Annotated in this window: 16 protein-coding genes and 1 pseudogene; 10 read left to right on the top strand and 7 right to left on the bottom strand. The window is 41.9% G+C overall.

The annotated features are described in order from the left end of the window. Positions 1 to 39: 39 nt before the first annotated feature. The 5 genes and pseudogenes from AC13CC_RS10445 to AC13CC_RS10465 all read right to left on the bottom strand — a co-directional run bounded on the left by AC13CC_RS10445 (position 40) and on the right by AC13CC_RS10465 (position 6,406). Complete coding sequence (locus tag AC13CC_RS10445) at positions 40 to 591, bottom strand: helix-turn-helix domain-containing protein (RefSeq protein WP_482876728.1); 552 nt, start codon at positions 589 to 591, stop codon at positions 40 to 42. A 23-nt stretch (positions 592 to 614) separates the two neighbouring features. Next, on the bottom strand, positions 615 to 950 hold the full coding sequence (locus AC13CC_RS10450) for a heavy metal-binding domain-containing protein (RefSeq protein ID WP_067035618.1): 336 nt from the start codon (positions 948 to 950) through the stop codon (positions 615 to 617). Positions 951 to 967: 17 nt separating this feature from the next. Beyond that, positions 968 to 2,188: a TolC family protein gene (locus tag AC13CC_RS10455; RefSeq protein ID WP_482876729.1), complete on the bottom strand. Its 1,221-nt coding sequence runs from the start codon at positions 2,186 to 2,188 to the stop codon at positions 968 to 970. Further along, positions 2,185 to 5,927, bottom strand: a pseudogene (locus AC13CC_RS10460) (efflux RND transporter permease subunit). The gene AC13CC_RS10455 and the pseudogene AC13CC_RS10460 overlap by 4 nt, the downstream one beginning before the upstream one ends. A 194-nt stretch (positions 5,928 to 6,121) precedes the next feature. Next, on the bottom strand, positions 6,122 to 6,406 hold the full coding sequence (locus tag AC13CC_RS10465) for an HYC_CC_PP family protein (RefSeq protein WP_482876730.1): 285 nt from the start codon (positions 6,404 to 6,406) through the stop codon (positions 6,122 to 6,124). A 132-nt stretch (positions 6,407 to 6,538) separates the two neighbouring features. Between AC13CC_RS10465 and AC13CC_RS10470 the strand changes: the two genes are divergently transcribed. The 7 genes from AC13CC_RS10470 (at position 6,539) to rodA (ending at position 14,276) form a co-directional block, all read left to right on the top strand. Continuing rightward, the gene (locus AC13CC_RS10470; RefSeq protein WP_482876731.1) at positions 6,539 to 6,991 is read left to right on the top strand and encodes a GAF domain-containing protein; all 453 of its coding nucleotides are present in this window, start codon (positions 6,539 to 6,541) and stop codon (positions 6,989 to 6,991) included. A 93-nt stretch (positions 6,992 to 7,084) separates the two neighbouring features. Continuing rightward, positions 7,085 to 8,614 carry a bifunctional phosphoribosylaminoimidazolecarboxamide formyltransferase/IMP cyclohydrolase gene (gene purH / locus AC13CC_RS10475; protein WP_482876733.1) on the top strand — a complete coding sequence of 510 codons (1,530 nt, stop codon included), beginning with the start codon at positions 7,085 to 7,087 and terminating at the stop codon, positions 8,612 to 8,614. Between the two features lie 55 nt (positions 8,615 to 8,669). Then, the gene (locus tag AC13CC_RS10480) at positions 8,670 to 9,698 is read left to right on the top strand and encodes a rod shape-determining protein (RefSeq protein ID WP_293165385.1); all 1,029 of its coding nucleotides are present in this window, start codon (positions 8,670 to 8,672) and stop codon (positions 9,696 to 9,698) included. 65 nt (positions 9,699 to 9,763) lie between these two features. Continuing rightward, a complete protein-coding gene (mreC, locus tag AC13CC_RS10485; protein ID WP_326277640.1) occupies positions 9,764 to 10,576 on the top strand; it encodes a rod shape-determining protein MreC in 813 nt (270 codons plus the stop codon). After that, entirely contained in the window at positions 10,573 to 11,079 is a 507-nt protein-coding gene (locus AC13CC_RS10490) for a rod shape-determining protein MreD (protein ID WP_326277638.1), read from the top strand. The genes mreC and AC13CC_RS10490 overlap by 4 nt, the downstream gene beginning before the upstream one ends. A gap of 55 nt (positions 11,080 to 11,134) precedes the next feature. Beyond that, on the top strand, positions 11,135 to 13,003 hold the full coding sequence (locus tag AC13CC_RS10495; RefSeq protein WP_326277637.1) for a peptidoglycan D,D-transpeptidase FtsI family protein: 1,869 nt from the start codon (positions 11,135 to 11,137) through the stop codon (positions 13,001 to 13,003). Next, on the top strand, positions 12,993 to 14,276 hold the full coding sequence (gene rodA, locus AC13CC_RS10500; RefSeq protein WP_326277635.1) for a rod shape-determining protein RodA: 1,284 nt from the start codon (positions 12,993 to 12,995) through the stop codon (positions 14,274 to 14,276). Before AC13CC_RS10495 ends, rodA begins: the two co-directional genes overlap by 11 nt. On the opposite strand, the gene AC13CC_RS10505 is transcribed toward rodA, so the two are convergent. Together AC13CC_RS10505 and AC13CC_RS10510 are read right to left on the bottom strand one after the other, a co-directional pair. Beyond that, entirely contained in the window at positions 14,273 to 15,070 is a 798-nt protein-coding gene (locus AC13CC_RS10505) for a DNA/RNA non-specific endonuclease (RefSeq protein WP_326277634.1), read from the bottom strand. The two genes, rodA and AC13CC_RS10505, sit on opposite strands and share 4 nt — an antisense overlap. 244 nt (positions 15,071 to 15,314) lie before the next feature. Further along, positions 15,315 to 17,486, bottom strand: a complete 2,172-nt coding sequence (locus AC13CC_RS10510; protein ID WP_482876734.1) for a carboxy terminal-processing peptidase — start codon at positions 17,484 to 17,486, stop codon at positions 15,315 to 15,317. Positions 17,487 to 17,687: 201 nt separating this feature from the next. Here AC13CC_RS10510 and surE point away from each other — a divergent pair, with 201 nt between their 5' ends. From surE to lpxB, 3 genes are all read left to right on the top strand, one after another. After that, positions 17,688 to 18,467 carry a 5'/3'-nucleotidase SurE gene (surE, locus tag AC13CC_RS10515; RefSeq protein ID WP_482876735.1) on the top strand — a complete coding sequence of 260 codons (780 nt, stop codon included), beginning with the start codon at positions 17,688 to 17,690 and terminating at the stop codon, positions 18,465 to 18,467. Further along, the gene (locus tag AC13CC_RS10520; protein WP_482876736.1) at positions 18,457 to 18,744 is read left to right on the top strand and encodes a hypothetical protein; all 288 of its coding nucleotides are present in this window, start codon (positions 18,457 to 18,459) and stop codon (positions 18,742 to 18,744) included. The genes surE and AC13CC_RS10520 overlap by 11 nt, the downstream gene beginning before the upstream one ends. 98 nt (positions 18,745 to 18,842) lie before the next feature. Beyond that, positions 18,843 to 19,955: a lipid-A-disaccharide synthase gene (gene lpxB, locus AC13CC_RS10525; RefSeq protein ID WP_482876737.1), complete on the top strand. Its 1,113-nt coding sequence runs from the start codon at positions 18,843 to 18,845 to the stop codon at positions 19,953 to 19,955. Positions 19,956 to 19,965: the final 10 nt, after the last annotated feature.

Below are 19,965 nucleotides of genomic sequence, written 5' to 3' on the forward strand. Positions count from 1 at the left end.
GAACACCAGCTGGAAGCTTTTCACAATTCTGGGTATCTTTTATACAATTTGATCTAAAGGCCTCCGATTCCAATCTTGCACTTTTCGGTATTCACTCATGGACATTCCTGTTATCGATTTAAACTGTTTGGCCAAATGGCTACTGCTCTTATAGTTCAAATCATAAGCTATTTCAGAAAATGTCTTGTTATCCATCTGGATTTCTTCCTTTACCCGCTCAATTTTCAAGAGGATAAAGTACTTTTCAATGGTCAGGCCCTCCTTGGCACTGAACATTTTACTGAGCACCGAATAATCTTTGTTCATTTTTTCTGACAGGTATTTCGAGAGATTCCGGTGCAAATCGTCATCCAAAGCATTGATCAAGTGTTTTTTAATGTCAGCTATATAACTTTCATTAACACCCTCGATCAATTCAAAACCATTTTTGACCAAAATCTCCCGAATACGCTCCAATTGATATTGGGCTCCGTCATAAAATTGGACTTCTCCCAAATCCATATGTACCACCTTGATGCCCGCATTCTGAAACTCTTGTCTCAGAACGCCTTTGCATCTATCGCAAACCATATTTTTTACTTTAATCCGCATCGCTGGTACAATTCAAACTTTAATTAATTGTGGGTATGTCCGTCTGCCATGTGCTCCTCGTTCAACACATAGGTCATCCCGCAAACCGGGCATTTACCCTCTTCATCACTTCCACTACCCTCGCAATGCATTGGGCACACATATGTGGAGGTATATTCCTTGCCTTCCATTTTTGCAGTTTCCATGCCTTCCATGTCATGCCCTTCATGATCCATCTTTTCCATGTCATGGCCTTCATGTTCCATGGTTGCTTCCGTAGAAGTTTCTTTTGCTTCTTCCGTTTTTCCCTTGCACGATACCGTAAGTACCAATACTGAAGCGAATGCGATTCCGATAATAGTTCTAATGTTTGTTCTCATTTTTTGACATTTTAAATTTACTTGTTAATTAAATAATTGATGATGGCAGATTGTAGATAATACAACTGCACCGATTGTATTTGATTGGTCTGAAACTTTAATTGCAGCTCTTGAATGTCGAGCACGTCGTTAAAGTCGATGGTGCCCGTTTCGTAGTTCTTGATCAGGATTTCTTCGGCATCCTTGGCCTGTTTTAGGTTTTTTGCTTGGGTTTGATGCGCAATGCGTGCCTGGTTCCGTTGCGAAATGGCATTGGCAAAGGCATTTTCCAGCACGTTCAATCGTTCTTCTTTTTGGAATTCAATCTCTTTTTGACGAAGCTCGTTCTGTTTGGTGGTCGATTTAAACTTATTGTTGAAAATGGGAACGGAAAAAGTGACCATCGGCATTACAATATCCTTTCCGTTATCGCTAAAAACCATATCATCCCGTTCCGAAACAGGTATATAATCCAACCCTATCCCAAAACTTGGAGCATTTTCCTTTTGGTTGAGCAATTCCGATTGGGTTACCGATTCATACAATTGATCATATTTGAGTAACTCTGGATTAAGGCTCAAATCGTCTTTGTTGAAAATGGGCTCATCCACAGGAATATCCATTTCATCCACCACCTCAACCCCAATACTTTCATCTCGATGCAGCAAATTATTGAAGACAGCCTGCTCTGCTAGGTAGGATTGCTCCAGCACTTCTTTCTGCTGTTGCAATTCATTTTGACGAATTTGAAGCTTTAAAACATCAACCGCGGAAGCCTTTCCCACTTCAACAGAGGTCAAAGCCAAGGTCTCGTAGGTTTTAAGCAGTTCTATATTTTCCTGCAACACTTTTTGCTTCGACTGAATTCCATACAACACATAATAGGATTGTGCCACGGACAAGGCCAATTTTCGTTTGGCGATTACAATTTCTGCATACTCGGTCTCCGCCATGGAACTTGCATAGTTTTCCCGTGCGGTGATCGTTCCGAACCAAGGTAACATTTGCGATACCGAAAATCTGGCACGCTGTGCCCCTGTCCTGGTCTCTGGTTCGCTCACAAAATATCCTGCCGCTATGGTGGTATTGGGCAAAGTGTTCATTTCGACCACCTTTTCCTTTGCGATGTTATAGCGAAGTTCCAAGGCTTGAATCTTTGGACTGTTCAACTCAGCTTCTTGCAAATAGCTTTCCAAGGACTGGGCGTTAACCCCAAAAGCTGTTAAGGCAAATACAATGTATATGAATCTCCTTTTCATCTGTTTTGCATTTTAAGTTGCAACTCACTTTTCCAACTGAATAGCACGGGCACCACAAACAAGGTGATCAATGCAATCAACATCCCTCCAAAACTTGGAATGGCCATCGGAATCATAATATCACTCCCTCTTCCTGTACTGGTAAGCACGGGCAAAAGTGCCAAAATGGTGGTCGCTGTGGTCATCAAACAAGGCCGGATACGTTTTTCGCCTGCTTCCAGTACCGAGGTACGGATGCTTTTTAAATTGTTGGGTTTGTTCTTGTCAAAAGTTTGGGTAAGGTAGGTGGCCATCACCACCCCGTCATCGGTAGCAATACCGAACAGGGCAATAAAACCGACCCAGACAGCCACACTCAGGTTAATCGTATGCATTTGGAAAAGGTCACGCAGGTTCTCACCCATAAAATTGAAGTTTAGAAACCAATCCTGACCATAGAACCAAATCATTAAAAAGCCACCTGCAAAAGCCACCGTAATTCCAGAAAAAACCATTAGGGAAGTAGCAACCGACCTAAACTGGAAATAAAGAATCAAGAAGATGATCAACAATGCCAAGGGAACCACCACGGACAAGGTTTTCTCGGCTCGCAACTGGTTCTCATACGTCCCGGTAAATTTATAGCTGATGCCTTTTGGCACCACCAATTCGCCACTTTCTATTTTTTCTTCAATCTTGGCCTGTGCATTTTCCACCACATTGACCTCTGCATAGCCATCTTGCTTATCAAATAGCACATAGCCCACCAAAAAGGTGTCTTCGCTCTTAATCGCTTGTGGTCCCTGCTCGTATCGAATGCTTACCAGTTCGCTCAATGGAACGGGACTTCCTTTTTGCACCGGAACATAAATATTTTCCAAATCGGTTGGGTTTTCCCGAAGTTCCCTTGGGTAGCGCACCCGAACACCATAGCGCTCCCTTCCTTCCACGGTTTGGGTCAAATTCATACCGCCAATGGCCACCTCAAGAATTTGTTGCACATCTTCAATTACAAGTCCGTAGCGCACCAATTTTTCACGGTCAATATCGATGAGCAGATAGGGCTTCCCTACGATTCGGTCTGCAAAAACGGCTTCATCCTTAACCCCAGCAGTTTCTTTTAAAATGGGTTCCAATTGAAGGCCAAAGTTTTCGATTTCCTTTAAATCCTGACCTTTCACCTTAATACCCATCGGAGCGCGCATCCCTGTTTGGAGCATCACCAAACGCGTTTCAATAGGTTGCAATTTGGGTGCTGAAGTAACGCCTGGCAATTTGGTGACCTTTACGATTTCGTTCCAAATATCATCCGGACTTTTGATCTCGGGACGCCAATTACGGAAATACTCCCCATCATCATCATCGGGAATTAAAAGCTTCCTATCGATTCGCAATGGTTCGCTTACATGGTTTTCAGCATACTTTTGTTCGTTGCTGACTTCCAAATTTGGATTGGCGAGCACTTTTCCATTGCCCAATTCAAAATAACCGTCCGCATTAACCTTGAATCGCTGTGGACTTCCTGTATCATTTTTTTGATACTCCGAACGGTACTGGATAATATTCTCGTACATGGAAAGTGGTGCGGGATCCAACGCGGATTCGGTCCGTCCTGCTTTTCCCACTACGGTTTGAATCTCTGGAATAGTGGCCACGGCCATATCCAACTGTTGCAACACCCTTTTGTTTTCTTCAACTCCTGCATGGGGCAAGGAAGTGGGCATCAAAAGGAATGAGCCTTCATTGAGCGAGGGCATAAATTCCTCCCCTGTGTCGCGCATGATCATAAATCCGAAGACAACGATTACAGAAGGAATAGAAAGAAATAGCAGTTTGTTTTCCAATGCCCATGTCAAAATGCGACTGTAATATTGTCTGAACAGGTAAAATACGCCTAATAAAACAGCACATATCAAACTTACAAACAGTAGATTGATGGCAATACTACGATCAAAGCCCAAAGGTCTCCAATAGCTTGCCAATAAGAAAACAATCGTTCCAAGGCAGATACCTACGTTGAGCATTCCAGCTTGTTTCCCATCAATAAATTTCCTCAATTTGAGGACTCCAAAAACGCCAAACACCAGCAATGCCAAGCCCAACCAATATCCGAAACCGATGGCAACCAAGCCTAATGCCATCAAAATACCGTTCCACATATATTTAAAGATGGGATTTTGTTTTTTCTTCTTAAAAATAATGGCTGCAAAAGGCGGAATCAAAAAGAGCGCTACAATGATGGAGGCCGTCAATGCCATGGTCTTGGTAAAGGCCAATGGTCGGAACAATTTTCCTTCGGCACCGACCATAGTGAATACGGGTATAAAACTGATAATCGTGGTCAATACGGCCGTTAAAATTGCTCCTGAAACCTCGGAAGTGGCATTATACACCACCTCATTGGTCGATAAATTTTGATCATTCTCATCCATGTGCCGGATTATATTCTCGGAGAGAATGACCCCAACATCGACCATGGTTCCAATAGCGATGGCTATACCTGACAAGGCCACAATATTGGCGTCTACCCCAAATAGCTTCATAGAGATAAACACCATAAGAACAGCAACGGGAAGCAGGCCAGAAATCAGAATAGAAGCTCGAAGGTTGAACACCATGACCACAATGACCAAAATAGTGATGAGAATTTCGAGCGTCAAGGCTTCGTTCAAGGTTCCCAAGGTTTCTTGAATGAGTTCCGTTCTATCATAAAAGGGAACAATGGTCAATTGCGAGGTGGTCCCATCTTTCAATTCTTTCGATGGAAGTCCCGCACTCAACTCTTTTATTTGATCTTTCACATTGTTGATGACCTCCAACGGATTGGCTCCATATCGGGCCACAACCACACCACCAACTACTTCGGCTCCTTCCTTGTCCAAAATTCCGCGACGAACGGCAGGCCCTAAAGAAACATGGGCCACATCCTGCACGCGAATGGAGGTATAGTCTGTAGCCATTACAACCGCATTTTTGATGTCATCCAACGATTTGATGTAGCCGAGACCACGAACCAAATATTCTGCTTTGTTGATTTCCAAGGTCTGTGCCCCAATATCCCTATTGCTCTGCTTTACGGCTTTGACGACCTGATCTAGCCCCACATTGTACTGCTTCATCAGTTCAGGGTCCACATCCACTTGGTATTCTTGCACAAAACCACCGATGGAGGCTACTTCAGATACGCCCGATGCAGAAGAAAGCGCATATTTTACGTAGTAATCCTGTACACTGCGCAACTCTTGCAAATCCCATCCACCCGTTACATTGCCATTTTTATCGCGACCCTCCAAAGTGTACAAAAAATCTGTCCCAAAGCTGTGGCATCTGGTCCCAAGGCCGGATTTACACCATCGGGCAATAAGTTATTTGGGAGTGAATTGAGTTTTTCCAAAATGCGACTGCGACTCCAGTAGAACTCCACATCCTCTTCAAAAATGATATAGATGCTAGAAAACCCGAACATGGAAGAACTTCGGATGGTCTTCACCCCTGGAATACCTAATAAAGAAGTCGTTAACGGGTAGGTGATCTGATCTTCAATATCTTGTGGGGAGCGTCCGGGCCATTTGGTGAAAACGATCTGTTGGTTTTCCCCAATATCGGGAATGGCATCCACGGCCACAGGGTTACTGGGCAAAATACCTCCAGTATCCCAATTAAAAGGCGTGCTTACAATGCCCCATGCCATAAAAACCAGCAGGAGCAACACGGCCACCAATTTATTCTCTATTAAAAATTTAATGCTTTTGTTCAGCATAAAGGTTTGATTTAGACATTAGATCAACTCAAAAACGCGTATAAACGCAGCTGCCCAATCACTTGAATCGGGAAAATTCAATCTATGTTAAATCAAATAAGGAAAGTCTGATCTAGAACCTGTACATCCCGTATCAACGGAGGTGGGTTGTACTCGTTGAACGAGCTTGGTTCTCCGGGATCAATTTCGAAAAGTTAAAAATAGGTATGGACAAAGCTTACCAAAAAGACTTGTTGATCCAGACTAAAATTTTCAAAGGAGATTTTAAGGTCGTCCTGACCTTGAACAGTGAACGACTCATCATCACAACACGATTTTTCCATATCCAAGTCCATACCACAATCGTCGGCATGGGCAAAAAAGGAAATATCCATCACACGGCCCATACAAATATGCTTGTCCACCGTCCACGAAACCGTGGAGGCCAAAAGCAAAAGTGCCATTACCGAGGATCCTATTTGATGGAAAAACTGTTTCATCCGACTACAAAACTACAAAATATTAACATTTATTGCTTTGCTTAACAGAACTTTATCTGTTTTAGGCTGTAAGCTTACTTTCTTTTGTTGTACAAAACCACTATTCAATACATTTGCAAAAAAAATCACCTCATGCTAAAATCATTGGAACCCAAAGTACTTGAAATCGTAAGAGACGAAAACAAATCAGTAGATACCCGTTTGGGAGAAATCTGTGAACTTTTGCGCAATAATATCGATTATTACGATTGGGTCGGGTTCTACTTTAAAAATGGCGACAAGGAAGAATTGAAATTGGGCCCCTACGCTGGCACTCCCACCGACCACACCATTATCCCCTTTGGCAAAGGTATTTGCGGACAGGTTGCCGTGAGCAATCAGAACTTTGTGGTACCCGATGTAGCGGCGCAGGACAATTATATTGCCTGCAGCATTACAGTAAAAGCAGAGATTGTTGTCCCGTTGTTCGTGAATGGCGAAAATGTGGGCCAAATCGACATCGACTCCAATACGCAGGACCCATTTACGGAAGAAGATGAACGTTTTTTGGAATTCATCAACCAAAACGTTGCTGAAATTTTGTAAAACTTCTCCCATTTTGTTGATAAACCGTTCTGCTTTTTAGCTTCAAAAAAAGTACTTTTGTGCGCTTAATAAATTGATTTTAAGACATAGAAGATGACTGCCAAAAAAGCCTCTGCCGCATTAATTTCCGTATTTCATAAGGATGGACTGGAACCCATCGTAAAAAAATTGGACGAACTTGGTGTAACTCTTTATTCCACAGGAGGTACCGAAAAATTTATCCGTGATCTAGGTATCAACGTGGTACCTGTTGAGGATGTTACCAGTTACCCGTCCATTTTGGGGGGACGCGTAAAAACACTGCACCCAAAGGTTTTTGGTGGAATTTTGAACAGACAGGACAACGAGAGCGATGTTTCCCAAATGAAGGAATTTGATATTCCACAGTTGGACATTGTGATCGTAGATCTTTATCCTTTTGAAAAAACCGTTGCCAGTGGCGCATCGGAACAAGATATTATTGAAAAAATAGACATAGGGGGCATCTCTCTCATCAGGGCCGCCGCCAAAAACTTTAAAGATGTGCTTTGTGTATCGTCCATGGAGGATTACGAAGACTTTTTGAATGTGATTTCCGAAGGAAACGGAAGCACTAGCTTGGAAGACCGCAAACGTTTTGCAACCAAGGCCTTCAATATTTCCTCACATTACGATACGGCCATTTTCAACTACTTCAACAAAGAGAAAGAAGAAACCGTATTAAAAATCAGCGAGACCAAAGGTCAGGTATTGCGCTACGGCGAAAACCCACATCAAAAAGGATTCTTTTTTGGTGATTTTGATGCGATGTTCTCCAAGCTTCACGGTAAGGAACTGTCCTACAACAACCTTTTGGATGTGGATGCTGCCGTAAACTTAATGGGTGAGTTTAAAAACGATGACCCGACTTTTGCCATTTTAAAACACAACAATGCCTGTGGATTGGCCACTCGAAGCAATATTCATAAAGCCTATGTGGATGCATTGGCCGGTGACCCGGTTTCAGCCTTTGGTGGTATTTTAATTTCCAATGTTGAAATTGACAAGCCTACAGCCGAAGAAATTCACAAATTGTTCTGTGAAGTGGTGATTGCTCCAGGTTATGCGGATGATGCTTTGGAAGTTTTGAAAGGCAAGAAGAATCGAATTATTCTTGTCCAAAATGAAATTGACTTGCCAGACACTTTGGTGAGAACTTGCTTGAACGGTGTTTTGGTCCAGGATAAGGATTCCAAAACCGACACAAAGGAGGATCTGAACCCCGTGACCGACAAAAAGCCAACTCCAGAAGAAATTGAGGACTTGATTTTTGCCTCTAAATTGTGCAAGCACACTAAAAGTAATACCATTGTTTTGGCGAAGAACAAACAATTGTGTGCAAGCGGAACTGGGCAAACATCGCGTGTTGATGCATTGAACCAAGCCATCCACAAAGCACAATCCTTTAACTTTGATTTGAACGGTGCGGTTATGGCCAGCGATGCGTTCTTCCCCTTTCCCGATTGTGTGGAAATTGCGGACAACGCGGGCATTAAAAGTGTGATTCAACCCGGGGGGTCAATCAAGGATCAATTGAGCATCGATTATTGCAACGAAAATGGATTGGCCATGGTGATGACGGGTACAAGACATTTTAAACATTAATTTTAGTACTTTAGCCGTTAAATTTTACCGTTAATCCGAAAAACAGACAATTTGTATGGGATTTTTTGATTTCATGACCGAGGAAATTGCCATTGACCTTGGTACTGCAAATACCCTGATCATCCACTTGGACAAAGTGGTTGTGGACAGTCCTTCCATTGTGGCAAGGGACCGTGTATCGGGGAAAATAATCGCGGTGGGCCGCGAAGCCAACATGATGCAGGGGAAAACCCATGAAAACATCAAAACCATACGACCGTTGAAAGACGGGGTAATTGCCGATTTCGATGCTTCGGAAAAGATGATCAGTATGTTCATCAAAAATATTCCGGCACTCAAGAAAAAATGGTTCCCGCCAGCACTTCGCATGGTCATTTGTATTCCTTCTGGGATTACTGAAGTGGAAATGCGTGCGGTACGCGAATCTGCTGAACGTGTAAACGGTAAAGAAGTATACTTGATTCACGAACCAATGGCCGCTGCCATTGGTATTGGTCTGGACATTATGCAACCGAAAGGAAACATGATCGTGGATATAGGCGGTGGTACTACGGAGATTGCGGTCATTGCACTTGGTGGTATTGTTTGTGACAAATCCGTAAAAATTGCTGGTGATGTGTTCACCAACGATATTATCTACTATATGCGGACCCAACATAACTTGTACGTGGGCGAAAGCACCGCCGAGGCCATCAAAATAGAGATTGGTTCGGCTACCGAGGATTTGAAATCCCCACCAGAGGATAAATCCATACAAGGCCGCGACCTATTGACGGGAAAACCAAAACAGGTCCATGTTTCCTACAGAGAGATTGCCAAAGCACTCGACAAAAGTATTTTAAGGGTAGAGGATGCCGTTATGGAAACCTTGTCACAAACCCCACCCGAACTTGCAGCGGATATTTACAATACAGGTATTTATTTGGCAGGTGGTGGATCCATGCTCCGAGGTTTGGACAGAAGGCTTTCCCAAAAAACCGATTTGCCCGTGTACATCGCCGAAGATCCTTTGAGGGCCGTTGTGCGGGGTACGGGCATTGCTCTTAAAAACTTGGAGCGCTATAAAAGTATTTTAATAAAATAGACTTGTATTTTCTGCGGTTCTATTACCTTCAAGGAGTTGAAAAACCTTCTTAACGATACGATTGCATGCAACGCATCATCAATTTTGTTTTACGCTACCGAAATGCATTTTTGTATGCTTTTTTTGCGTTTATCGCATTGGTGATGACGATTCGCTCCCATTCCTATCATCAATCCAGATTTTTTAATTCATCCCGATGGGTGTCTGGAAGTATTTACGGTGCTGGGTCAGATGTGTCTTCATATTTTAATCTACAAGAAGAAAATAAACGATTGGTCGAGGAAAATCAGCAGTTACGCAAAATGCTATTCAACGCCCAATATGATAGTATCGAACCTTTGGATTCCACTTTGGCCGTCTATCAGGTATTGGACGCAAGGCTTATCAAGAATAGTTTTACCTCTCCCAGAAATTATGTTTTAATTGACAAAGGAGAGAAAGATGGGGTACAACAAGATATGGGCGTAATTACCACCGATGGAATTTTGGGAATCGTAGAGAATGTCTCCAATAATTTTGCCACGGTACAAAGTGTGCTGAACACCAAATCCAACATCAACGCAAAAATTAAGGGCACCGAATACTTTGGTTCCTTGATTTGGGACACTAAAGATTATAAGGTTGTACAATTGATTGACATTCCCCGCTTGGTTCCCTTGGTCGTTGGCGACACTATTGTAACTGGGGGCATGTCCAGTATTTTTCCAGAAAACGTTCCCATTGGAATCATTAAAAAATACGACTTGAACGCATCAAAGAGCTTTTACGATATCGATGTGGAACTGTTTTCGGATATGGCCAACATCAAAAATGTATATCTTATAGAGAATAAAGACAAAGAGGAGATTGAGGAATTAGAATCCAGAACCATAGAATGAACAATACCCTGATCATAAATATGCTGCGATTTGTGTTGTTGGTCATCACACAGATTTTGATATTTAACAATCTCAACTTTCTGGGTTTTATAAATCCTTTTGTCTATGTGATTTTCTTTTATTGGTACCCCATCAAAGGGAACAGGGCACTTTTTATGCTTATAGCATTTTTATTGGGGCTGGTCATCGATATTTTTTCTGACACCCTTGCCTTGAATGCATTGGCGTCGGTTACCATTGCCTATGCGCGACCCGCCATTATGCGGTTTTGTTTTGGCGTAAACTACGATTTTCAAAGTTTCAGCTTTAAGAACACCACCAAGGTACAGCGTATCACCTTTATGGCTTTGCTCGTTTTTATCCATCATCTAATATTCTTTTCGTTTGAAATTTTAAGTATCGCCCATATCCTATTAATTTTGAAGAAAGTTTTCGCCACAGGTATTGTAACTTTAATACTTTGTGTATTATTCAGTTCACTTTTTAGTCCAAAAAGCGAATAAAAACGTAGTTTTTATCGTTGGTGTATATTAAGAAGCCCTAGAATTTAGGTTGGTCATGAAGAAATTATTGCTGTCATCCATTGTTGTACTTATAGGATTCACATTTATTGGCAGGTTATCCTATCTTCAATTGTTTCGGTTTTCGCCCGATCAAATATTGGATGATCCCGCCATAAAAAAAGTCTACGACTATCCTGAAAGAGGCTATATTTACGACAGGGACGGCAAACTATTGGTAGGCAATCAACCTGCATACGACGTTATGGTCATACCAAGGGAAGTAAAACCTTTGGACACTCTGGAATTTTGCAGTCTTTTGGGTATTGATAAACTTGAATTCCTTTCCAAAATGGAAAAAGCGAGAATTTATTCTCCTCGGCTGCCCTCTGTTTTGGTACCCCAGCTCTCCAAAGAGGATTATGCCAAGCTTCAGGAAAAAATGCGGCACTTTACCGGCTTTTATATCCAAAAGAGGTCGTTGCGCTATTACAACACCAAAAGTGCGGCCAATGTACTGGGCTACATTAGTGAGGTAAACGAATGGGACCTCAAAAACAATCCGTATTATGTTGCCGGAGAATTAAAAGGACGTACAGGTATTGAAAAGCAATATGAAGAAATATTGAGAGGCCAAAAAGGTGTCAAGCATATTCAGAAAGACCGTTTTAACAGGGATATTGGGCCTTACAAAGACGGAAAATTGGACACCCTTCCCAAACAGGGCAAAGAGATTCACATTACCTTGGACAAGACTCTGCAGGAGTATGGGGAAAAATTGATGCACGGCAAACGTGGGGGCATTGTGGCCATTGAACCCAAATCAGGAGAAATATTGGCCATGATTTCGGGCCCGACCTACGACCCCGCCCTTTTGGTAGGCAGGGAACGTTCCGAAAATTATAGCAAACTACATTATGATACCATATCCAAACCTACATGGGACCGTTCTATTTTAGCACAGCCTTCCCCTGGATCACCTTTTAAAACACTTAATGCCTTGGTGGGCCTGCAAGAAGGGGTAATAGATACCCAAACCAAGTTTAGGTGCTATCACGGGTTCTATGTAGGCAATACGCTCAGGGGATGTCATTGTGGTGGTGGAATTCGAGATTTAAATTCAGGTATTTACCAATCGTGCAATGCTTATTTTGCCGGTGTGTTCCGAAAGATTTTTGACAAATACGAGACTACCGACAAAGGCATGGATATGTGGGAAAAGCACATGAAAAGTTTTGGCCTGGGCGATTTTTTAGGCACTGACCTTCCCACAGGCGCCCCTGGAAGGATTCCAGATGTGGCTTATTATGATAAATGGTACGGAGATGGCAGATGGGCAGCATCCACCATTATATCCAATTCCATAGGGCAAGGGGAAATTGCTGCCACACCCTTACAATTGGCCAACATGACAGCTGCCATTGCTAACCGAGGCTATTTTTATACCCCTCACATTATTAAAAGTGTTGGCAACAATGGAAAAATAGACCCTAAATACACCGAGCCCCGATACACCACCATAGACAGAAAACATTTTGAACCTGTAATTGAGGGCATGGCCAATGTGTATAATTATGGAACAGCAAGGTGGGTCCAAATTCCAGGTATTGAGATAGCTGGAAAAACAGGTACTGTGGAAAATTATATCCGGGTCAATGGTGAACGCATGCAACTTACGGATCATTCGGTTTTTGTGGCCTTTGCACCTATAGAAAATCCTCAAATTGCCCTAGCGGTCTATATTGAAAATGGGTATTACGGATCACGCTATGCGGGTCACATTGCCTCACTTTTGATAGAAAAATACATTAAAGGGGAGATTACCCGAAAAGATTTAGAAAAGCGCATGCTGGAAAAAACATTGGAACACGAGTATGCCAAACCATATAGTGGCGAACCTTTTGAAATAAACGAATATGAGTGGTAGGGGGCCTTTTGGCAGATTGGATTGGATTACCGTAATCCTCTACGCAATTTTGGTTTTTATTGGTTGGATCAATATTTACTCCACATCGGTGGGCGAAGCCAGTACTTCCATTTTTGATTTTTCCACTTTATACGGCAAACAGCTTTTTTTTATAGGCCTTGCCGCTTTGGGTATCATCTTCGTGCTCTTTGTGGAATCCCAATTTTTTGAGCGCTTTGCCTCAATCTTCTATATTGTTTCGATTGTTTTGCTTTTGGGCTTGTTTGTTTTCGGAAGAACCATAGCTGGGGCAACTTCTTGGTACGACCTTGGTTTTTTTAACCTTCAACCTTCGGAGTTGGCGAAAGTGGCAACCTCCTTGGCACTAGCCAAGTTTTTAAGCGACATCCAAACGGATATTCGGACAAGAAAGCATCAAATTTATGCCTTGATCATTATCTTATTGCCCGCGTTATTGATATTGCCACAGCCCGATCCAGGAAGCTCACTTATTTACTTTTCTCTCTTTTTTGTGCTATTTAGAGAAGGTTTTCCCATCTATTACTTGGGCATCCTCATTTTTTCGGTCGTTTTATTTGCTACAACTTTAATGTTCGGAACTGTTTGGGTCACCATAGGATTGATCATTTTAACCCTATTGATCTACACATTCAAAAAGGCATCCGTAAAAATTCCAATACTCCCCGTTGTTGGGGTGATTGTTGTTTCGATACTCTTTTCCCTATCTGTAAATTTTGTGTTTGAAAATGTATTTGAACAACGTCACAGAGATCGTTTTTCTTTATGGTTGAGTTTGGAAAAGGACGAAGAAAAGCTTGATGAAATCCGACAGACCATTGGCTACAACACCTATCAATCCGAAAAAGCCATCGAATCGGGCGGTTTTACCGGAAAAGGATTTATGGAGGGTACACGGACCAAAGGGGATTTTGTGCCCGAGCAGCATACGGATTATATATTTAGCTCGGTGGGCGAAGAATGGGGGTTTTTAGGCACTTCTGCCGTAATTCTATTGTTTTCCTTATTTTTTTTGCGGTTGATTTATATCGCAGAACGACAAAAAAGCGACTTTAGTCGAATGTATGGTTATGGGGTGATTTCGATTTTGGTGTTCCACTATTTCATCAATATTGGAATGGTGATCGGACTGTTACCTACCATTGGGGTTCCACTGCCCTTTTTTAGTTATGGAGGTTCTGGATTGATCTTTTTTACGATGCTATTGTTCATCTTTCTAAAACTGGATTCCAACCGCTTGAAGGACGGTATTTAAAATTTCCAATCTTGGGTATCAACCCGAGCTTCCATTGCTGATTGCCAGTTTTCAGGTTGGTTTTGAAAAAAATCAATGCCTGTTTTCTCCTCGATTTCATCAACGGGCACTACAAAGTTTTGAAGTGGTTCTTGACTTTCTTCTGCTGGAATCAAAAATGCCAGTACTTGCGCTCCTCCACCATTACCTTTCAACACAATCTTGTAAAAAGAGTTCGGCACATCTATATCCTCGCTCCCAATCTCTTCTAAACCATTTTCCAATACACCTCCGGTGACGACAATTAAATCGCCATATTTTTTGCACCAATAACGTACTTTTTGTTCCAATCGGTTCCAAATCCCAGCATTAAAGTATTTGTTCTGCGGACTTATGTTGCTTGTATAAAAAGTCTCGTTATAGGCCTGTTCAGAAAACCGTCGGTCACCAGCAGGAAGCAAATGCCCCCTATCGTACCCAGAACCTCTGTAATTCCACCAATCTGCCGATTTTGTTTTCACCTTTGGATCTTCAATAAAATAGGGGCGTTCCCTATCCTCATAGGTAAGATGTTCCCTTTTAAGGGTGTATGCCACCCACTCTGCCTGTTCGTGGGGTTCACTATAAGAAAGTGTATAGTAGGCATGTTGCACTACTTCGCCTGTTGTGGAATAGGGTAAAAAATCGGTATGGACCAAGTCTCCCTTTGCTCCATTTGGATTGGAATAGGTTGCCGGGGTGTAGAAATTTTCAAACAACCAGAAGCCAATAACACATAGTGTTATGAGCAGGGCATAAATTGTTCTGTTCTTCATTTAGTCAACTATTGTACTGATAGAACTCGCCTGGAGTTCCCGATATTTGCTGCAAATTTATCTTTTGCACCCGCATTTTGTCTTTTTCTCGCCCCGTAGCCGCTATCTGGTTCAAAAAAGCCTTCTTCCTGGCACAAAATCTTTAATTTTCGCCTGAATATGACAACTCAAGACGAGTTCGTAAAGTTGCATAAAAAAAGCCAACCCATAAGAGTTGGCTTTTAATACTATTTTTTATAAACGACTATCCTTTTACGCTAGCCAATTTATTTTCTTCTCTCTTGATATTGTTCTTGTGAAGATCTTTTAGCACGTTCACAGCTTCTTCAACATAAATGTCTCGTGCTAGGTCTTTATGCCATCTATCTCTTTTTTCCCTGAGAACAGAATCTTGGGTAAATAGCTCCTTCTCGTATTGCAAGGAGCTAAAAGACAGTTTGGAATCGTAATCCCTCAGGCTCTTGAACTTTTCTGAACGCTTTTTGGCTTCTTGTTCTTTGCTTACATAAGCATCGTATTTAAGGGAAATGGTGTTTTCATCTTGCTGCTCTTTCAACCATTTGGCATTTTCCTCAATAAGCTTGATCTGCTCATTTTTCGCCATACGTTCTTTACTGTTTTTTACGGCTTCATCAAAATCAATATAGCCATCCCAAACTTCGTAATCCGCAGGGGTAATTTTATCCCATCCAAGTGGGTTTTGCTGGTCACGTTCCCCAAGATCTATATAACTGTACCGGTCCGGAACCACGATATCGCTCTTTACACCTTCCAACTGGGTAGACCCACCGTTGATTCGGTAGAATTTTTGGGTTGTCAATTTAATGGCTCCCAAATCTCCGTGTTCGTTGCCCCTTACAATATTGTCCAAAGGAATTACATTTTGAACGGTTCCCTTTCCGAAAGTTTGTTTGCTTCCAATGATTACCGCTCTTTTGTAATCTTGCATGGCAGCGGCCAATATTTCCGAGGCGGAGGCGGATAGTTCGTTCACCAAGATAACCAATGGTCCATCCCACTGGATACGCTCATCCTTGTCCTCGTGAACTTCTTTGCGTTGGCCAGAGGAACGAACCTGAACGATAGGTCCATCCTTAATGAACAATCCTGCCATTTCGACAACCGTTTTTAAAGATCCTCCACCGTTGTCGCGCAAATCCAAAATAATTCCTTCTGCGCCTGCTTCTTTTAAACGTTCCAATTCCTTGGCCACATCGGTTGCTGCGTTTCTTTCGGAGTAATCTTCAAAATCCACATAGAATTTTGGAAGATTGATCAATCCATACTTTTGTTCACCAGCATCAATAGTTGCTGATTTAGCGTAGGATTCCTCCAATTCCACAACATCTCTGGTTATCGAAACCGTTTCAATGGTTCCGTCTACTTTTCTTACTGTCAAATCAACCACGGTTCCCTCTGGGCCCTTGATCAATTTAATGGCATCTTCCAATCGCATGCCCACAATATTGATAGGCTCCTCACCCTCTTGCCCCACTTTGAGTATTTGATCTCCAACTTCAAGCGACTGATCTCTCCAAACGGGGCCACCGGAAATAATTTCCACGATTTTGGCTCCTTCAGGCTTTTTCTGCAATCGGGCTCCGATACCTTCAAACTTACCGGACATACCAATGTCAAATTTTTCCTTTTCTTCAGGAGCAAAGTAAAAAGTGTGGGGGTCAAACTCCTCTACAATGGTGTTCAAGTATTGTACAAACCAATCTTTTCGTTCCAAATCACCCACAAAATCGAAAAATTCGTCCAAGGTGTTTTTGGTTACTTCTCTTGCCTCTTCCTCTGTAGTTACCTTATCAACAGTGCTAGGAATATCATTAAAAGCCAATATCCCATCGGAATTCGAAGCTGCTTCCTGATTTGCATCGGAGATAATATTGTCTATCTTATTGTCAAAAACGTTTAGGGTATTGTACTTTAGCTGTTTTCTCCAACGTTCCTTAAGTTCTTTTTTGTTGGCCGCAAAATCTTGTTCGTCATAATCGATTTCAATGGATTCATCAAGCGTATAGTCAAAAGGCGTAGCTAGTACTTCTTTATAAATACCCTTGGCTTCATCCATTCGTACCATTAAACGCTGGTATACGGTATTGAAAAATTCAATATCGGTATTTCTGATCTCATCATCGATCATAAACCTGTATTTTTCAAATTCCCTGATGTCACTTTTTAGAAAGTATCTTTTGGTAGGGTCGATGATGTCTATAAAATCATCAAAAACATTGGAGCTGAAGCTATCGTTGACTTCTTTGGGCTCATAATGCCCTTTTTCCAAAACGTAGGAAATCAGTTCCAATAAAAATTTATCCTTGTCGTCGTTATCAAAAGACTTATTGGTAAAACTGCAGGAGGCAACTGCAACAAGAATAACCAAAAGTGCCAAAATAAAGTTCTTTTTCATAATGTGATTTTTCTAGAGCGAAATAATCTGACATCATACTGTCAAATCTTCATTACATCACCCATCGTTTCTACTTGTATGAATTCTCTAAGATACAGAAAAAACCGTGCCAGTCATTTCCATGGCATTTAATTTTTTGTTAAACGCCCAAGGCTTCATATCCTTATGAAAAACGTATTTTTATGGCTTAAATTATCCAACATGGAAAAACCGCTTATTCTGGTTACCAACGATGATGGAATCACAGCTCCAGGCCTTAGAGCGTTAATCCGCTCCATGAAAGAACTTGGAGATGTTGTGGTAGTGGCTCCCGACAGCCCGCAAAGTGGCATGGGGCACGCCATTACCGTTGACAGCACCCTGTTTTCCAAAAAGGTGGTCGTTGACCATAAAGAAGGTGCGCCGAGCGAGTACAGTTGCAGTGGAACCCCTGCCGATTGTGTAAAATTGGCACTTCGGGTAATTTTGGACAGAAAACCCGACATTTGTGTAAGCGGCATCAACCACGGGTCCAATTCGTCTATCAATGTGATTTACTCAGGAACCATGAGCGCAGCCATTGAGGCAGGTATCGAAGGTATCCCTGCTATTGGATTTTCGTTGTGCGACTATTCTTGGGATGCCAATTTTGAGCCTGCGTCGGGTTCCATCAAAAAAATTGTTTCCGAAGCGTTGACCAACGGAATCCCAAAGGGAACTGTGTTGAATGTAAACATCCCGAAAACGGAAACAGTACCCAAAGGAATAAGGATATGCAGGCAGGCACGTGGTAATTGGAAAGAGGAATTTGACAAAAGAACTAGTCCTTCTGGAAAGGATTATTATTGGTTAACGGGAGAATTTGAACTTTTGGACAAAGGCGAGGACACCGACGAATGGGCTTTGGCACAGGGCTACATTTCGATAGTGCCCACCCAGTTCGACCTCACGGCACACCACGCCATACCACAAATAAACAACTGGAACTTAAATGAACAATAAGAAAGAAATCATCATAGGATTTATCGTAGGGATCATTGCAAATACCTTTGGCACTTTGCTCTACATTCTCATGTTTTCCGATTTGGACATGGTTGAAACCTTTAATGCCGCTATAGAGCAAGGCCATATTGGCAGCTTATTGGCATTGGGCGCCATCTTGAACTTAGTGGCGTTTTTTGGATTTTTACGAATCAAAAGAGATCAACGGGCCAAGGGGGTTATGTTGGCCACTTTGGTAACGGCTTTGGTTATATTGTTGTACAAAGTGATGTTGTAAAAAACGGAAAACACATGAGCTAGTTCAAGATTAAACGGTTTCACTGAAAACTTTTGGACTTGATACTTGAACTTGACACTTGAACTTGATACTTGTCAATGAAATATTACATCATAGCTGGTGAAGCATCGGGGGACCTGCACGGTTCCAATTTGATCAAGGCCCTTAAAAAAGAGGATACCTCGGCGACGATTCGTTGTTGGGGCGGTGATTTGATGCAACAAGCTGGCGGAGAATTGGCAAAACATTACAAGGATATGGCCTTTATGGGGTTTTTGGAGGTGCTTATGAACATCCCCACCATCTTCAAAAATATTGCCTATTGCAAGGAGGACATCCAAGAATTTAATCCAGATGTGGTTATTTTTATTGATTTCTCCGGTTTTAACCTAAGGATTGCCAAATGGGCCAAAGAACATGGCTTTAAGACTAATTATTACATTTCACCTCAAATTTGGGCATCAAGAGAAAGTAGAATTAAAAAAATAAAACGTGACATTGACAATATGTTCGTAATCCTTCCTTTTGAAAAGGACTTTTACGAGAAAAAACACGGTTATCCAGTACACTTTGTGGGGCACCCCCTTATTGACGCCATAGAAAATACACCGCTACAGGATAATGAAACCTTTAGAAAAGAAAACGGACTGGACCCCAAAAAACCCTTAATAGCATTGCTTCCCGGGAGCAGAAAGCAAGAAGTACAAAAAATGTTGGAGGTAATGCTTTCCGTAAAAAAGGATTTTCCATCGTATCAATTTGTAATCGCAGGTGCTCCCAGTCTGCCCGATGATTTTTACACGCCATTTCTTAAAGGCGATAAAGTGGAATACGTTTCCAACAAAACTTATACGCTTTTAAAACATTCCCATGCTGCGATGGTCACAAGCGGAACCGCGACTTTGGAAACCGCTCTTTTTGGCATCCCTCAAGTGGTGTGCTACAAAGGAAATTGGATTTCCTATCAAATTGCCAAACGAATAATCACGTTGGATTATATTTCCTTGGTAAACCTGATTATGAAAAGAGAGGTTGTTAAAGAATTGATACAAAATGATTTATCAACAAAAAACTTGAAAAGAGAACTTTCCAAAATAGTAGGTGGGGCCGAGCGGGAGCGTATGTTGTCCGACTACACATTGTTAAAAGAGAAATTGGGCGGGAAAGGTGCCAGTGAATTGGCCGCCAAATTAATTGTGAAAAATGCGTAGTTTTATCTTC

It is taken from the genome of Flagellimonas sp. L-11 (genome assembly GCF_056857735.1).

What these genes read in the sequence shown, in the direction of transcription:
- AC13CC_RS10490 (WP_326277638.1), top strand. Translation starts at nt 10,573, where the DNA reads ATGAACAATACCCTGATCATAAATATGCTGCGATTTGTGTTGTTGGTC.
- AC13CC_RS10520 (WP_482876736.1), top strand. Translation starts at nt 18,457, where the DNA reads ATGAACAATAAGAAAGAAATCATCATAGGATTTATCGTAGGGATCATT.
- AC13CC_RS10450 (WP_067035618.1), bottom strand. Translation starts at nt 950, where the DNA reads ATGAGAACAAACATTAGAACTATTATCGGAATCGCATTCGCTTCAGTA.
- AC13CC_RS10495 (WP_326277637.1), top strand. Translation starts at nt 11,135, where the DNA reads ATGAAGAAATTATTGCTGTCATCCATTGTTGTACTTATAGGATTCACA.
- rodA (WP_326277635.1), top strand. Translation starts at nt 12,993, where the DNA reads ATGAGTGGTAGGGGGCCTTTTGGCAGATTGGATTGGATTACCGTAATC.
- lpxB (WP_482876737.1), top strand. Translation starts at nt 18,843, where the DNA reads ATGAAATATTACATCATAGCTGGTGAAGCATCGGGGGACCTGCACGGT.
- mreC (WP_326277640.1), top strand. Translation starts at nt 9,764, where the DNA reads ATGCAACGCATCATCAATTTTGTTTTACGCTACCGAAATGCATTTTTG.
- AC13CC_RS10470 (WP_482876731.1), top strand. Translation starts at nt 6,539, where the DNA reads ATGCTAAAATCATTGGAACCCAAAGTACTTGAAATCGTAAGAGACGAA.
- surE (WP_482876735.1), top strand. Translation starts at nt 17,688, where the DNA reads ATGGAAAAACCGCTTATTCTGGTTACCAACGATGATGGAATCACAGCT.
- AC13CC_RS10465 (WP_482876730.1), bottom strand. Translation starts at nt 6,406, where the DNA reads ATGAAACAGTTTTTCCATCAAATAGGATCCTCGGTAATGGCACTTTTG.
- AC13CC_RS10505 (WP_326277634.1), bottom strand. Translation starts at nt 15,070, where the DNA reads ATGAAGAACAGAACAATTTATGCCCTGCTCATAACACTATGTGTTATT.
- AC13CC_RS10510 (WP_482876734.1), bottom strand. Translation starts at nt 17,486, where the DNA reads ATGAAAAAGAACTTTATTTTGGCACTTTTGGTTATTCTTGTTGCAGTT.
- AC13CC_RS10445 (WP_482876728.1), bottom strand. Translation starts at nt 591, where the DNA reads ATGCGGATTAAAGTAAAAAATATGGTTTGCGATAGATGCAAAGGCGTT.
- purH (WP_482876733.1), top strand. Translation starts at nt 7,085, where the DNA reads ATGACTGCCAAAAAAGCCTCTGCCGCATTAATTTCCGTATTTCATAAG.
- AC13CC_RS10480 (WP_293165385.1), top strand. Translation starts at nt 8,670, where the DNA reads ATGGGATTTTTTGATTTCATGACCGAGGAAATTGCCATTGACCTTGGT.
- AC13CC_RS10455 (WP_482876729.1), bottom strand. Translation starts at nt 2,188, where the DNA reads ATGAAAAGGAGATTCATATACATTGTATTTGCCTTAACAGCTTTTGGG.